General features: G+C 63.0%; 10 protein-coding genes. 9 read left to right on the top strand and 1 reads right to left on the bottom strand.

Features of this window, described 5'->3' with window-relative positions:
• The first annotated feature begins 149 nt into the window (after nucleotides 1–149).
• The 9 genes from NKH50_RS19405 to NKH50_RS19445 all read left to right on the top strand — a co-directional run bounded on the left by NKH50_RS19405 (nucleotide 150) and on the right by NKH50_RS19445 (nucleotide 11662).
• Entirely contained in the window at nucleotides 150–1133 is a 984-nt protein-coding gene (locus tag NKH50_RS19405) for an ABC transporter permease (RefSeq protein WP_502905701.1), read from the top strand.
• A 149-nt stretch (nucleotides 1134–1282) separates the two neighbouring features.
• Nucleotides 1283–2221 carry a sugar ABC transporter substrate-binding protein gene (locus tag NKH50_RS19410; protein WP_254820381.1) on the top strand — a complete coding sequence of 313 codons (939 nt, stop codon included), beginning with the start codon at nucleotides 1283–1285 and terminating at the stop codon, nucleotides 2219–2221.
• A 33-nt stretch (nucleotides 2222–2254) separates the two neighbouring features.
• Nucleotides 2255–3763, top strand: a complete 1509-nt coding sequence (locus tag NKH50_RS19415; protein WP_352880485.1) for a sugar ABC transporter ATP-binding protein — start codon at nucleotides 2255–2257, stop codon at nucleotides 3761–3763.
• A gap of 126 nt (nucleotides 3764–3889) precedes the next feature.
• Nucleotides 3890–4654: an SDR family oxidoreductase gene (locus tag NKH50_RS19420; protein ID WP_352880487.1), complete on the top strand. Its 765-nt coding sequence runs from the start codon at nucleotides 3890–3892 to the stop codon at nucleotides 4652–4654.
• A gap of 8 nt (nucleotides 4655–4662) precedes the next feature.
• Nucleotides 4663–5448: an SDR family oxidoreductase gene (locus NKH50_RS19425; RefSeq protein ID WP_352505285.1), complete on the top strand. Its 786-nt coding sequence runs from the start codon at nucleotides 4663–4665 to the stop codon at nucleotides 5446–5448.
• Between the two features lie 414 nt (nucleotides 5449–5862).
• Complete coding sequence (locus tag NKH50_RS19430) at nucleotides 5863–6834, top strand: ABC transporter substrate-binding protein (protein ID WP_352645412.1); 972 nt, start codon at nucleotides 5863–5865, stop codon at nucleotides 6832–6834.
• A 74-nt stretch (nucleotides 6835–6908) separates the two neighbouring features.
• A complete protein-coding gene (locus NKH50_RS19435; protein ID WP_352645410.1) occupies nucleotides 6909–7985 on the top strand; it encodes a quaternary amine ABC transporter ATP-binding protein in 1077 nt (358 codons plus the stop codon).
• Nucleotides 7982–9964 carry an ABC transporter permease gene (locus NKH50_RS19440; RefSeq protein ID WP_352880490.1) on the top strand — a complete coding sequence of 661 codons (1983 nt, stop codon included), beginning with the start codon at nucleotides 7982–7984 and terminating at the stop codon, nucleotides 9962–9964. Before NKH50_RS19435 ends, NKH50_RS19440 begins: the two co-directional genes overlap by 4 nt.
• Nucleotides 9965–10099: 135 nt before the next feature.
• Nucleotides 10100–11662: a hypothetical protein gene (locus NKH50_RS19445; protein WP_352880492.1), complete on the top strand. Its 1563-nt coding sequence runs from the start codon at nucleotides 10100–10102 to the stop codon at nucleotides 11660–11662.
• Nucleotides 11663–11784: 122 nt separating this feature from the next.
• Here the strand turns inward: NKH50_RS19445 and NKH50_RS19450 are convergent, their stop codons facing one another.
• Entirely contained in the window at nucleotides 11785–12966 is a 1182-nt protein-coding gene (locus NKH50_RS19450) for a M20 aminoacylase family protein (protein WP_352880494.1), read from the bottom strand.
• Nucleotides 12967–12983: the final 17 nt, after the last annotated feature.

Genomic DNA, 12983 nt, shown 5'->3' on the forward strand with positions numbered 1-12983 from the left:
GTTTAGCTGAACAAAATTGCATGTTAAAGATAAATTGTTCACAGGGAGGAGCCTGGTGAGCAAAGTGGCCCGGTGATGCAGTGCCGGATTGCTGTGGAGGAGAGAAAGTGGCTGTGAGCAACGACGCAAGCAATTTGAAGGCAAGCGAGTTGAAGGCAGGCTCTGGCGCGCAGGCTACGGCGGGCGCAAGGTTTTCAGCTGTCTTTGCCGGAACCATGGGTCCGCTGATCGGGCTGGTTCTGCTGTGCCTGGCGCTCTCGCTGACCACCGACACGTTCCTGACCGTCCGCAACATCCTCAACGTGCTCGACCAGGTCACCGTGCTCGGCATCATGGCGATCGGCATGACGCTGGTCATTCTGATCGGCGGCATCGACCTGTCCGTCGGCTCGGTGCTGGCACTGGCTTCCATGGTGATGGGCTTCGTCGCCCATCCGGACTATCTCAATCTCGGCCTGCCCGCCGGCATCGCCGCGGCCCTCGTCGTCGCCGGTCTTTGCGGCCTGGTTTCGGGCCTGCTGGTCACGATCACCAAGCTGCCACCCTTCATCGCCACGTTGGCGATGATGTCGGTGGCGCGCGGTCTCGCCAACATGATCACCGACGGCTCGCAGATCGTCGGCTTTCCCGACTGGTTCACCAGCCTGTCGATCATCCGGCATTTCGGCTTCCTCTCGGTCACCGTCGGGCTGATGATCGTGCTTGCCGTCGTTTTCGCGATCTTCCTCAACTACCGCGCCACCGGCCGTAGCCTGTACGCAATCGGCGGCAGTGCCGAAGTCGCCCGGCTGTCCGGCATACCGGTCAAGTCGCTGACGAACTGGGTCTATGCGATCTGCGCCGTACTGGCCGGTCTCGCCGGCATCGTGCTTGCCGCGCGGCTCGATTCCGTCCAGCCGAGCTCCGGCCTCGGCTACGAACTCGACACCATCGCGGCGGTAGTGATCGGTGGCGCCAGCCTGTCGGGCGGCGTCGGCTCGATCGGCGGCACCGCCATCGGCGTCCTCATCATCGGCGTGCTGCGCAACGGGCTGAACCTGCTCGGTGTCTCGCCCTTCATCCAGCAAGTGGTTATCGGCGTGGTGATCGCGCTGGCAGTGGCCACCGACACCTGGCGGCGCCGAGCACAATGAAGAATGGGGCACAATGAAGAATTGGGCTCAATGAGATTCACCCGGATATTCGGGCGAAAACGGATCGGTGATCCGAAACTGGGAGTTGTTCGGCCAAGGGGCGCCGCGATGCGCGGGCAGGACAGATTGAACATCAACGGAGGAATAACATGCTGACCAAACGTTCATTGCTGCTTGCCGCCGCGGCCGTCATCCCGCTGCTTGGCCTGTCCGATATGGCCTCGGCCAAGGAGGCCAAGAAGCTCGGCCTCGCCGTCGCCAATCTGCAGGCCGACTTCTTCAACCAGATCAAGCAGTCCGTCGAAGCCTATGGCAAGGAAAAGGGCATCGAGGTCGTTACCGTCGATGCCAAGGGCGATTCGGCGACCCAGGTCAGCCAGGTGCAGGACCTGATCACGCAGAACATCGATGCGCTGATTTACATTCCAGCCGGCGCCACCGCCGCCACCGTGCCGACCAAGACGGCCAAGGCGGCCGGCATCCCAGTGATCAATGTCGATCGCAACGCCGACGGCGCACCCGGCGACACCTTCATCGCCACCAACAGCGTGGCATCGGCCAAGGCGGTTTGCGACTACATCGCCAAGCAGGCCGGCGGCAAGGGCGAGTTGATCATCATCCACGGCCAGAAGGGTACGACGCCCGAGGTCGATCGCTCGAAGGGCTGTGGCGAAGCATTGAAGGGCTATCCCGACATCAAGGTGGTCGGCGAATTGTGGAGCGAAGGCTGGCACCAGGACGAAGGCTTCAAGCTGACGCAGGATCTGTTGCAGTCGCATCCGGATGTGTCGATCGTCATCGGCCAGGCCGACGCGCTGGCGCTCGGTGCGGCGCAGGCGGTAAAGGTCGCCAATCCGGGCCATAAGGTCTGGGTTGCCGGCTTCGACGGCGACGTGGCGGCGCTTAAAGCACTGAAGGACGGCGTCTTCGACGTGACGGCAACGCAGCAGACGCAAGGCATGGGCCGGCTTGCCGTCGACGCGGCAATCAAGCTGGTGGCCGGCGAGACCATTCCCGCCGAACAGCTGCAGGATGCGACTTTGACCACCAAGGACAATGTCGAGCAGTTCATCGCCAAGCATCCCTGATTAAGATCAGTCCGGCAGTCAACGAGCGCAACGATGTCCACCGATCCTCGCCATACGCACAGCCCCCATAACGGGCTCGTCGTCAGCGGCCTCTGCAAGAGCTACGGGCCGGTGCAGGTCCTGGCCGATGCGAGCTTCGAGGTGCGGCCGGGCGAGGTCGTGGCGCTGCTTGGCGAAAACGGCGCCGGCAAGTCGACCGTCTCGAACATCATCGCCGGGTCGACGAAACCCGATGCCGGCACCATCACCTGGCGGGGGAACCCTTATTCCCCCGCCAATCCTGCCGCGGCGATCGACGCCGGCATCGGCATGATCCACCAGGAGCTGAAGCTCTTGCCCGATCTGTCGGTCGCCGAAAACGTCTATGTGGGGCGCCTGCCGATGCGCGGCGGCCGCATCGACCGCGCGGCAATGAATGCACGGGCATCGGCCCAGTTGAAGCGCCTCGGCCTCGATGTCTCGCCCGAGCGCAAAGTGCGCACGCTGCGTATCGCCGCCCAGCAGCAGGTCGAAATCGCCAAGGCGCTGACGCTCAATGCCGAGCTGCTGATCTTCGACGAACCGACGGCCGCCCTTGGCGGCGAGGAAACGGAGCTCCTGTTCCAGCAAATCCGCAAGCTCAAGGCGGAAGGCATGTCCTTCATCTATATCAGCCACCGGCTGGACGAGATCGCCCAAATCGCCGACCGCGTGGTGGTGATGCGCGACGGGCGCATCGTCGCCCGGCACGAGCGCGCCGACATTCCGGTCCGCACCGTGGTCGAGCAGATGGTCGGCCGCAGCGTCGAGCGGATGTTCCCTACGGTATCGGCGCCGGGCAACGACACGCTGCTCGAAGTCGAGAACCTGTCCTCGCCGGAACGCAGCTTTCAAAATGTCAGCTTTTCAGTGCGGGCCGGCGAAATCCTCGGCATTGCCGGGCTGATCGGCGCCGGACGCACGGAGCTGGTGCGGGCGATCGCCGGTGCCGATCCGATCTCATCGGGTTCGGTGCGCGTCGCCGGCAAGCCGCTGCATCTCAACGGCCCGGCGGCGGCGATCAAGGCCGGCGTCGTTCTCGTACCGGAAGACCGCAAGGCGCAAGGCGTGGTGCTCGACCAGACGATCGGCGAGAACCTGGCGATCGGCAATTTCGACCATGTCGCGCCGAATGGCTGGGTGTTCCCGAAGGCGGTGCAGAAATTCGCCGAGGCCGGCATTCGCCGGCTCGGCGTCAAGGGCCGGCCGAACCAGGCGGTCAGCAAGCTCTCCGGCGGCAACCAGCAGAAGGTGATCATCGCCAAATGGGTGTCGCGCCCGCCCAAGGTGTTCATCCTGGACGAGCCGACGCGCGGCATAGACGTCGGTGCACGCGCCGCGATCTATGATGTCATCGCCGACCTTGCCCGTTCCGGCATGGCGGTGGTGGTGGTGAGTTCCGACCTCGAGGAAGTGCTCGGCCTGTCGCATCGCGTGCTGGTGCTGAGCCGCGGCCGGCAACGCGGCATTCTCGACCGCAGCGAAGCGAGCAATGTCGCCGTGATGGAACTCGCCACGAGCTAGGACGGCCCATCGAAACAAAGCGCAGCAGGTGGTATCCTCCCGGGCACCAGACCGCGCGGGGCGCCAGCAACAGAGTTGGCGCCCCTTTATTTCCGGAGGACGGCGGTTGGAACAGAGGGACCGACGATGAAACTATTCGAACTTCATGGTGACGTGGCACTTGTTACAGGCGCCGGCAGCGGCATCGGCCAAGCAATCGCCATCGGCTTGGCCGAGGCCGGCGCCGACATAGCCTGCTTCGGCCACGCCTCCAAAGGCGGGCTGGAGGAGACCGCGCACCGGATCACGGCATTGGGCCGCAAGGCGCTGGTGCTGAACGGCACGGTGACTTCAGAGGCCGATCTCGCGGCCGCGATCGAGCGTACGGAGAAGGAACTCGGCGCGCTGACGGTCGCCGTCAACAATGCCGGCGTCGCCGGAGCTGAGCCGGCCGAGACGCTGTCGCTGGAGAAATGGCAGAAGCTCTACGACGTCAATGTCAGCGGCGTATTCCTGTCCTGCCAGGCCGAGGCCCGCGTCATGCTGACGCGGCGCAAAGGCTCGATCATCAACATCGCCTCGATGTCGGGCTCGATCGTCAATCGCGGCCTGACACAGGCGCATTACAATTCGTCGAAGGCCGCGGTCATCCACATGTCGAAGAGCCTGGCCATGGAATGGGCCGATCGCGGCCTGCGCGTCAATGTCGTCAGCCCCGGCTACACGCTGACGCCGATGAACAAGCGACCTGAGGTCGCCGACCAGGTCAAAATCTTCGAGCGCGACACGCCGATGGGCCGCATGGCGGCGCCGGAAGAAATGGTCGGCCCGACCGTGTTCCTGGCCAGCCGCGCCTCGAGTTTCGTCACCGGCATCGACCTGATCGTCGATGGCGGCTTCGTCTGCTGGTAGGAGAAAAGATGCAGAAGCGATTCCAGGGAAAAACGGCGGTCATCACCGGCGCCAGCGGCGGCATTGGGGCGGCAATGGCCAGGCGCTTCGCCGCGGAAGGTGCGGCGGTCGTCGTCAGCGCCATCGACGCGCGCGTCGATGAGGTTGCCGCCGACCTGAAGGCTGCGGGCGCCAGGGTCGCATCGCTGCGCATGGACGTGACCAGGAAGGACGAGGTCGTCGCCCTCTATGACCTGGCCGAGCAAGAGTTCGGCCGCGTCGACATCTCCGTGCAGAATGCCGGCGTCATCACCATCGCCAGGATCGAGGCGATGACAGAGGCCGAATGGGACAAGGTGATGGCGGTCAACACCAAGGGCGTGTTCCTGTGCTGCCAGGAGGCGATCGCGCGCATCCGCAAGCACGGCGACGGCGGCCGGCTGATCAACACCGCATCCGGCCAGGCGCGGCAGGGCTTTATCTACACGCCGCATTATGCGGCCTCGAAATTCGGCGTCGTCGGCATCACCCAGAGCCTGGCCAAGGAAGTGGCAAAGGAGAAGATCACCGTCAACGCGATCTGCCCCGGCATCATCGACACCGACATGTGGGCCTATAACGACGCGGCGTGGGGCAAGCTGATGGGCGATTACAAGCCCGGCGAACTGATGGCCGAATGGGTGAAGAACATCCCGATGGGCCGCGCCGGCAGCGGCGAGGATGTCTCCGGCCTGGTCAGCTTTCTCGCCAGCGACGATGCGGCCTACATCACCGGGCAGACCATCAATGTCGATGGCGGCCTGATCATGTCGTGAGGATACTCGGGCGGCAGTGCCCTGTCCGAATTGCATGACCGTGACGGCATTACGCGTTGCGAGACATGAATGTTGGTATATATAATTTCATCCCATGAAACGGCTCTGGCGAGATGGGTTCGCCAGGCCGACAGCTGAGATCATGGGACCTTGATGGCTCGCACCTTTCATAGCGCCGCCAGACCGGCGATCGATCCGCGGACTGCCTTGGCGGCAATCCATCGGCAGCCATGACACGGTCCCCTCCGGCACATTTTCACAAAATTGGGCACCATCCGCTCTGCGCCGCTTCAGCGCCGGCAGCAATCTGGCGCCAACGCCCTTGCGCAACGACCAGCTTTTCCAACACAATCAAAAAAAGACGCAAGAAGGGAACGAACGATAACTTCACCAGAGCTTGACAGGAGAACAAGCATGTCACTTCGGAACATGATTTCGAGTTTCTCAATGGGAGCCTTAACACTTGCCGCAGCCGCACTGACATCTTCGGCCTATGCGGCAGCGCCGGAATCCAACGACCCGATCAAGATCGCGCTGTTCGACTGGACCAGCGTCAATCTGAACGCCAAGATCCTCGGCGGCATCCTCGAAAAGCTCGGCTACACCGTCGAGTACCCGACCGCCGACTATCTCTCCAGCCTGACCACCGGCCTGACCAATGGCGACATCGATGTCGGCCTGGAATTCTGGGACACGACGGCCGGCGAGGCGATGAAGGCCTCGGACGCGACGGGCCAGACCGAACGCCTCGGCAAGCTCGGACCCAAGGCCAAGGAAGAATGGTGGTTTCCCGAGTATATGAAAGAGAAATGCCCCGGCCTGCCTAACTGGGAGGCGCTGAAAGACCCGAAATGCGCCGAAGCGTTCTCGACCGCCGAAACCGCGCCGAAGGGGCGTTATCTCGGCGGACCCGTGACATGGGAAGGTTTTGACGACGAACGCGTCGAGGCGCTGAAACTGCCCTTCACCGTCATCCATGCCGGCACCGATGCGGCGATGTTCGCCGAACTGGACTCGGCCTATCAGCGCAAGGCGCCGATCATGCTGTGGATCTATTCGCCGCATTGGGCGCCGGCCAAATACAAGGGCGAATGGGTCGAATTCCCCGACTATACGCCGGAATGCTACAACGACCCGAAATGGGGCGTGAACCCAGATGCCAAATATGACTGCGGCAAGCCGCATGGCGAGATCTGGAAATATTCCTGGGCCGGCATGAAGGACAAATGGCCGGTCGCCTACAAGGTCGCGAAAAACTACACGGTCGATACCGACGAGCTCAACAAGATGAGCGGCGAGATCGATCTCGAAGGCAAGACGCCGGAAGATGTCGCCGCCGCCTGGATCGCCGCCCACGAAGCCGACTGGAAAGCCTGGGCCGAGTGACCGTCTGACTGGAAACGCGACGACCCGGCCATTCAGGGCCGGGTCTCGATCCCCTATTCCAGAAGGACGGTTGAATGAGCGATACGATTGAACAGGCGGCGAAAGCCGGCAACGATGCACGCCCGATAAAGCTTGCCTGCCGCAATGTCTGGAAGCTGTTTGGGGCGGACGCGGCCAATTTCATCCGCCGGCGCGACGGCAAGGCCAGCATGACGGACATCGCCGCGGCCGGACTGGTTGGGGCGGTGCGCGCCGTCGATCTCGAAATCCGCCAGGGCGAGATCTTCATCATCATGGGACTTTCGGGGTCAGGCAAGTCGACGCTGGTGCGCTGCATGTCGCGGCTGATCGAGCCGACCCACGGCAAGGTCGAGTTTGAAGGCAAGGACCTGCTCAAGATTTCCGATGCCGCGCTGATCGAGCTGCGACGCCACCGTATGGGCATGGTGTTCCAGAATTTTGCCTTGCTGCCGCATCTCAACGTACTGGAGAACATCGCCTTTCCCTTGGGCATCCAGGGACAGGACCGGCCGACGCGCGAGGCGCGCGCACGGGAAGTGATCGAGCTGGTCGGCTTGCGCGGCCGCGAGCATTTCTATCCGCGCGAGCTTTCCGGCGGACAACAGCAGCGTGTCGGCATCGCCCGCAGCCTCGCCACGAAGCCGGAAATCTGGTTCCTCGACGAGCCGTTCTCGGCCCTCGATCCGCTGATCCGCCGTGAGATGCAGGACGAGCTGATGCGGCTGCAGACCATGCTGCACAAGACGATCGTCTTCATTACCCATGATTTCGACGAGGCCATCCGGCTGGCAGACCGGATCGCCATCATGAAGGACGGCGAGGTCATCCAGATCGGCACGCCGGAAGAGCTGGTCGTCAATCCGGCGACCGACTATGTCGCCGAATTCACCCGCGATGTCGATCGCGCCAAAGTGATATCGGCGCGCAGCCTGATGCGCGCCTGCGACGGCGCCGAGTACGGCGGCACGGTCGCGCCGGATGCCAAGATATCAAGTTTTTCGGCTGATATCGTCTCTGCCGGCAAGCCCTTCGCGGTGGTCAACGGCACCGGCAAGCCGATCGGCGAGGTCACGCCGCAGGCGGTGATCGATCTTCTCGTCGGCATAGAACGTCGTGGGGCCGGCGCATGACGGTCACGGCAAGCGCCAGCACAGCGAGGCCCCGGCCGGTTCAAACCTGGCTGGCGATCTGGGCCTGCGCGCTCGCCGCCGTGCTTGTCGTCTTCCTGCTGCAGGAAAGCCTGCCCTGGGCGGTCGATTACCCGGCCGGCGCGATCGTTCCTGTCGCAGACTGGGTCGGTGCGCTGATGAACTGGGTGAAGTCGAATTTCTCCTGGCTGACCCGTTCGATCACCGCGGTGCTCGGCGTGCCGCTCGATTTCGCGCTCGCTCTTCTGGCCAAGAATTTCAAGATCGGCCATGGCGCCGATATGGTCGTCTTGCCGCGCCTGTCCTGGGTCGGCGTCTGCGCTGCCGCCTACCTTGCCGGACGCGCCGCCGGCGGCTGGAAGCTGGGTGCGCTGGCCGGCGGCTGTTTTCTCTACATCGCGCTGTTCGGGCAGTGGACCAGCGCCATGCTGACGCTGGGCTTGATCTCGATCGCTGTGCCGTTTTGCATTGTCACCGGGCTGCTCGCCGGCATCTGGGCATGGCGCAAGCCCTGGGCGGAGAGGCTGTTGATCTCCCCTGCCCTCGATCTGATGCAGACGATCCCGACCTTCGCCTATCTTATCCCGATGCTGCTTCTGTTCGGCAACAGCCCGGTCTCGGCAATGATCGCGACGGCAATTTTCGCGACGCCGCCAATGGTGCGGGCGACGATGCTCGGCCTGTCGCGGGTGCCGTCGGAGATCGACGATTTCAGCGAGATGGCCGGCTGCACGGCACGGCAGAAGCTGTGGCGGGTGCTGTTGCCGTCGGCACGGCCGACATTGATGGTCGGCGTCAACCAGGTCATCATGCTGGCGCTCAATATGGTGATCATCGCCTCGATGATCGGCGCCGGTGGGCTCGGCTATGACGTGCTTTTGGCGTTGCGCGCGCTCAAGGTCGGCGAGGCGATGGAAGCTGGCCTCGCCATCGTCGCACTGGCGATTGCACTCGACCGGCTGAGCCAGGCGATCGCCCACAATCACGCCAAGGGCAATGTCCGCCATCAGGCCGGCACCAGCTTCTGGCGGCGTTATCCCAATCTGACGCTGGCCGTCGCCATTCTCGCCGTCACCACGCTGCTCGGCCTGTTCGTGCCGGCCTTCGCCGCGATGCCGAAGGCGATCACCTTAACCACCGCGCCTTTGTGGAAGGCGGCGGTCAACTGGATCACCATCAACTTCTTCGACACGATCGAAGCGTTCCGCGTGGCGCTTATCCTCAACGTGCTGAACCCGGTGCGCGCCTTCTGCGAGAGCTTTCCGTGGCTGGGCGCGGTTTGTCTCCTTGGCCTTGCCGGATACCAGCTCGGCGGCTTCCGCCTCGCCGCCCTGGTCGCGGCATTGACAGCGTTCTGCGCCGTCACCGGCCTTTGGGAAAAGACCATGGCGACGGTCTATTTGTGCGGCATCTCGGCCTTTATCGCTTGCCTCATCGGCATTCCGATCGGGCTGATGGCATCGCGCAGCGACCGTTTCGAAAAGACCGTCACGCCGGTCATCGACACGCTGCAGGTGCTGCCGTCGTTCTGCTTCATCATTCCGGTGGTGATGCTGTTCAGGGTCGGCGACGTCACCGCGATGATCGCCACCGTCGCCTTCGCCGTGGTGCCGGCGATCCGCTACACCAATCACGGCATCCGGCAGGTGCCGCCGGCGCTGATCGAGGCGGCGAAGGTGTCCGGCTGCACCAGGCGCCAGACCTTCTTTCGCGTGCAGCTGCCGCTGGCCCTTCCAGAGATCATGCTTGGCGTCAACCAGACGATCCTGATGGCACTGGCGATGATCATCATCTGCGCCATGGTCGGCACGCGCGATCTCGGCCAGGAGGTGTTCATCGCCCTGTCCAAGGCCGATTCCGGCCGCGGCATCGTCGCCGGCCTGGCCATTGCCTTCATCGGCATCGTCGCCGACCGGCTGTTCAACGCCTGGACGGCGAAGGCTCGGGCAAGGCTGGGATAGTCCGGATGCCGCTAATGGCGCGCCGGTGTTACCGATCCCTACGCCTAAAGACATAGCCTTTCGGGATTATTGCTCGCTCTTGCCTCAAATCGTACGGCTGTCATGGGACGGGCAGGCTCAACAGGAGAGCGGATAATGTCTAAACGCGTTCCCTTTACTACCGGTGATCTAGCAGATCATCAGTGGGGTATCGATGAGGCCCTCACAGGGGATCCTGACACGAATGTCTTGACCGGCGACGCTGGCGGCAGCCTGCTCGATTTCTCGAGGGGCGGCAACGACACCTTCACGGAAACCGCACCGTCGACCTACACCTTCTACGGCGACGCGGCTCGGAGCTTGTTCAATTTTGCTCGGGGCGGTGACGATACCTTCACCACGGGGCTGTCATCCTCCACCACCACTGCCTTTGGTGACGCGGGCGACGATATGTCGGACCATAGCAGGGGCGGCAACGATACCTTCAACAGTGGAGTGGCAAGGCAGGTAGTCGATACCTTCTACGGTGACGCCGGCGGCAAGATGTTCGGCTATGGCCGGGGCGGGGATGACACTTTCCTGACCAGCACTGTGCAAGGAGCTACCCACACCTTTTACGGTGATGCGGGCGGCGAAATGTCGGATCACAGCAAGGGCGGCAACGACACCTTCCAGGGCTCCAGACAGGCCACGAACACCTTCTTCGGTGACTCCGGCAGCAACATGTCCGGCAATGCCCAGGGCGGCGACGACAGCTATACGAGCCGGACCGACTCGCTCAACACTTTCTACGGCGATGCCCGCGGCGATATGTCGGGCAACAGCAAGGGCGGCAACGACACGTTCACGGGCGCCTTCTTTTCCACCAGCACTTTCTTCGGCGATGCCGGCGGTGACATGTCGGACCATGCTCAGGGCGGCGACGACCATTACACGGATCTGGGTGGGGCGATCCCGAACAAAACCCTCTTTGGCGATGCGGGCGGTGATCTTTCCGGTTTTGCCAAAGGCGGCAACGACAACTTCACGAGCGCGGGTGGCTCGGAGATAACTTTCTACGGTGACGCGGGCGGCAACATGTCCGACCATGCGCTTGGGGGCGATGACGTGGCCGTGCTGCAAGGCACCCACAATTTGGGGTATGGCGACGCTGTCACGATGCTCGGCAGCGCTGTGGGCGGCAATGATACCCTGACCGGCGGCGACAGGAGCTCCGGTCCGGATGTTCTAAGCGAGTTGTACGGCGACGCCCTTGCTATGTCCGGTTCCGCCCAGGGCGGCAACGACATTCTTACCGGGGGCCACAACAGCGAAAACGGCCAGGTCCGTAACTTCCTGTGCGGCGACGCTCTGCAAATGTCCGGTTCGGCCAAGGGTGGAAATGATACCCTGTACGCCGGGAGCGCGGCACCCGGCTGCACGGTCATCAATGACATGTGGGGCGACGGGCAACTGAGCGAGTTGGCTCAGGGCGGCAAAGACCAATTCATATTCAAGGACGATGGTTCAATGACGGTCGGAACCCAAAACACCATTTACGACTTCAGCCAGACCCAAGGCGACACTATCGTGTTTAGCGGCGTGGAGGGCGTGCAATCGTTCGATGATCTCACTATTGCGCAAACTGGAACCGACACCATCATTACCGCGGGAGTCGATCAAGTTACTCTCGCAAACTTTACGAACACGCTGACAACGAGTGACTTTTTGTTCGTCTGAGAGCGAAACTCTTATCCTATTCGAAGAGGCGGAATGCGGTGAGAGCTCGTTGAGGATCGTCGGACGGCCGGCCGGCCAATTCTGCTCGGCCGGCCGTTAGACAATCCAAGCCGCAGGGATGATCAAGCGGCCAGGAATCTCTCGGTCAATCGAGCCCAGAGCGCTGCGCCGACGGTCAGATTGCCGTCGTTGAAATCGTATTTCGGGCTGTGCAGGATGGCTGAGTCCTCGCCGTTTCCGAGGCGCAGGAAGCAACCGGGTTTGTGTTCGAGGAAATAAGAAAAATCTTCGCTGCCGGGGATCAACGGGCAGACAGACACCCTGTCCTGACCAACGAGCTCGACAGCGACGTCTGTCGCGAAGGACGTCTCGCCCTCGGAATTGACCACCACCGGGTAGCCGCGCTCGTAGTCGATCTCGACCGTAGCGCCATGCGCCTGCGCCACAAGTGCTACGATATTGCGAATACGCTGCTCGAGCGTGTCGCGAATCTCGGCCGAGAAAGAGCGGACGCTCAGCGTGATCTCGGCGTGTTCCGGGATGACGTTGGAGGCCGTGCCGCCGTGAATGGTGCCGACGGTAACGACAGCCGTCTCGATCGGGTTGACGTTGCGCGACACCACCGTCTGCAGCGTCATGACGATGTTGGCGGCAGCGACGATCGGGTCGACCGTCAGGTGCGGACGCGAGGCGTGGCCGCCACGCCCGGTTATCTTGATCGTCACGGTATCGCTCGCCGCCATCAGCGGCCCGGCGCGCATCAGGAACGAACCCGTCGGCGCGCCCGGATGGTTATGCAGCCCGAATATCGCATCGCAGGGAAAGCGCTCGAACAGGCCGTCGGCGATCATCGCCTGCGCCCCGCTTCCCTTGCCGGCTTCCTCGGCCGGCTGGAAGATGAGGTTCACCGTGCCGTTAAAATGCCGCGTGCGCGCCAGGTATTCGGCGGCGCCGAGCAGCATCGTGGTGTGGCCGTCATGGCCGCAGGCGTGCATCTTGCCGCTGGCCTGGCTGGCATAAGGGAGATTGGTCGCTTCGGTAATCGGCAAGGCGTCCATGTCGGCGCGGATGGCGATGCTGCGGCCGCTGCCCTGGCGCAAGCGGCCGACGACGCCGAGGCCACCGACATTACGCGTCACCTCGTAGCCCCAGCTTTCGAGCCGTTCGGCAACGTATGCAGCGGTTTCGTGCTCCTGGAATGAAAGCTCGGGATGCGCGTGCAGGTGCTGGCGGGCCGCTGCAAGCTCGGCGGCCTTGTCGGCGAAGTCGGAAATGTCGGCGAACTGGTTGGAGGTCTTTGGCATCGAAAGGTCCTTTGCCG

The sequence above is a fragment of the Mesorhizobium sp. M1027 genome (genome assembly GCF_040318745.1).
Lineage (GTDB): Bacteria > Pseudomonadota > Alphaproteobacteria > Rhizobiales > Rhizobiaceae > Mesorhizobium.

Excerpts from the sequence above, each read along its gene's own strand:
- NKH50_RS19410 (WP_254820381.1), top strand. The coding sequence starts at position 1,283 with ATGCTGACCAAACGTTCATTGCTGCTTGCCGCCGCGGCCGTCATCCCG.
- NKH50_RS19415 (WP_352880485.1), top strand. The coding sequence starts at position 2,255 with ATGTCCACCGATCCTCGCCATACGCACAGCCCCCATAACGGGCTCGTC.
- NKH50_RS19420 (WP_352880487.1), top strand. The coding sequence starts at position 3,890 with ATGAAACTATTCGAACTTCATGGTGACGTGGCACTTGTTACAGGCGCC.
- NKH50_RS19425 (WP_352505285.1), top strand. The coding sequence starts at position 4,663 with ATGCAGAAGCGATTCCAGGGAAAAACGGCGGTCATCACCGGCGCCAGC.
- NKH50_RS19430 (WP_352645412.1), top strand. The coding sequence starts at position 5,863 with ATGTCACTTCGGAACATGATTTCGAGTTTCTCAATGGGAGCCTTAACA.
- NKH50_RS19435 (WP_352645410.1), top strand. The coding sequence starts at position 6,909 with ATGAGCGATACGATTGAACAGGCGGCGAAAGCCGGCAACGATGCACGC.
- NKH50_RS19440 (WP_352880490.1), top strand. The coding sequence starts at position 7,982 with ATGACGGTCACGGCAAGCGCCAGCACAGCGAGGCCCCGGCCGGTTCAA.
- NKH50_RS19445 (WP_352880492.1), top strand. The coding sequence starts at position 10,100 with ATGTCTAAACGCGTTCCCTTTACTACCGGTGATCTAGCAGATCATCAG.
- NKH50_RS19450 (WP_352880494.1), bottom strand. The coding sequence starts at position 12,966 with ATGCCAAAGACCTCCAACCAGTTCGCCGACATTTCCGACTTCGCCGAC.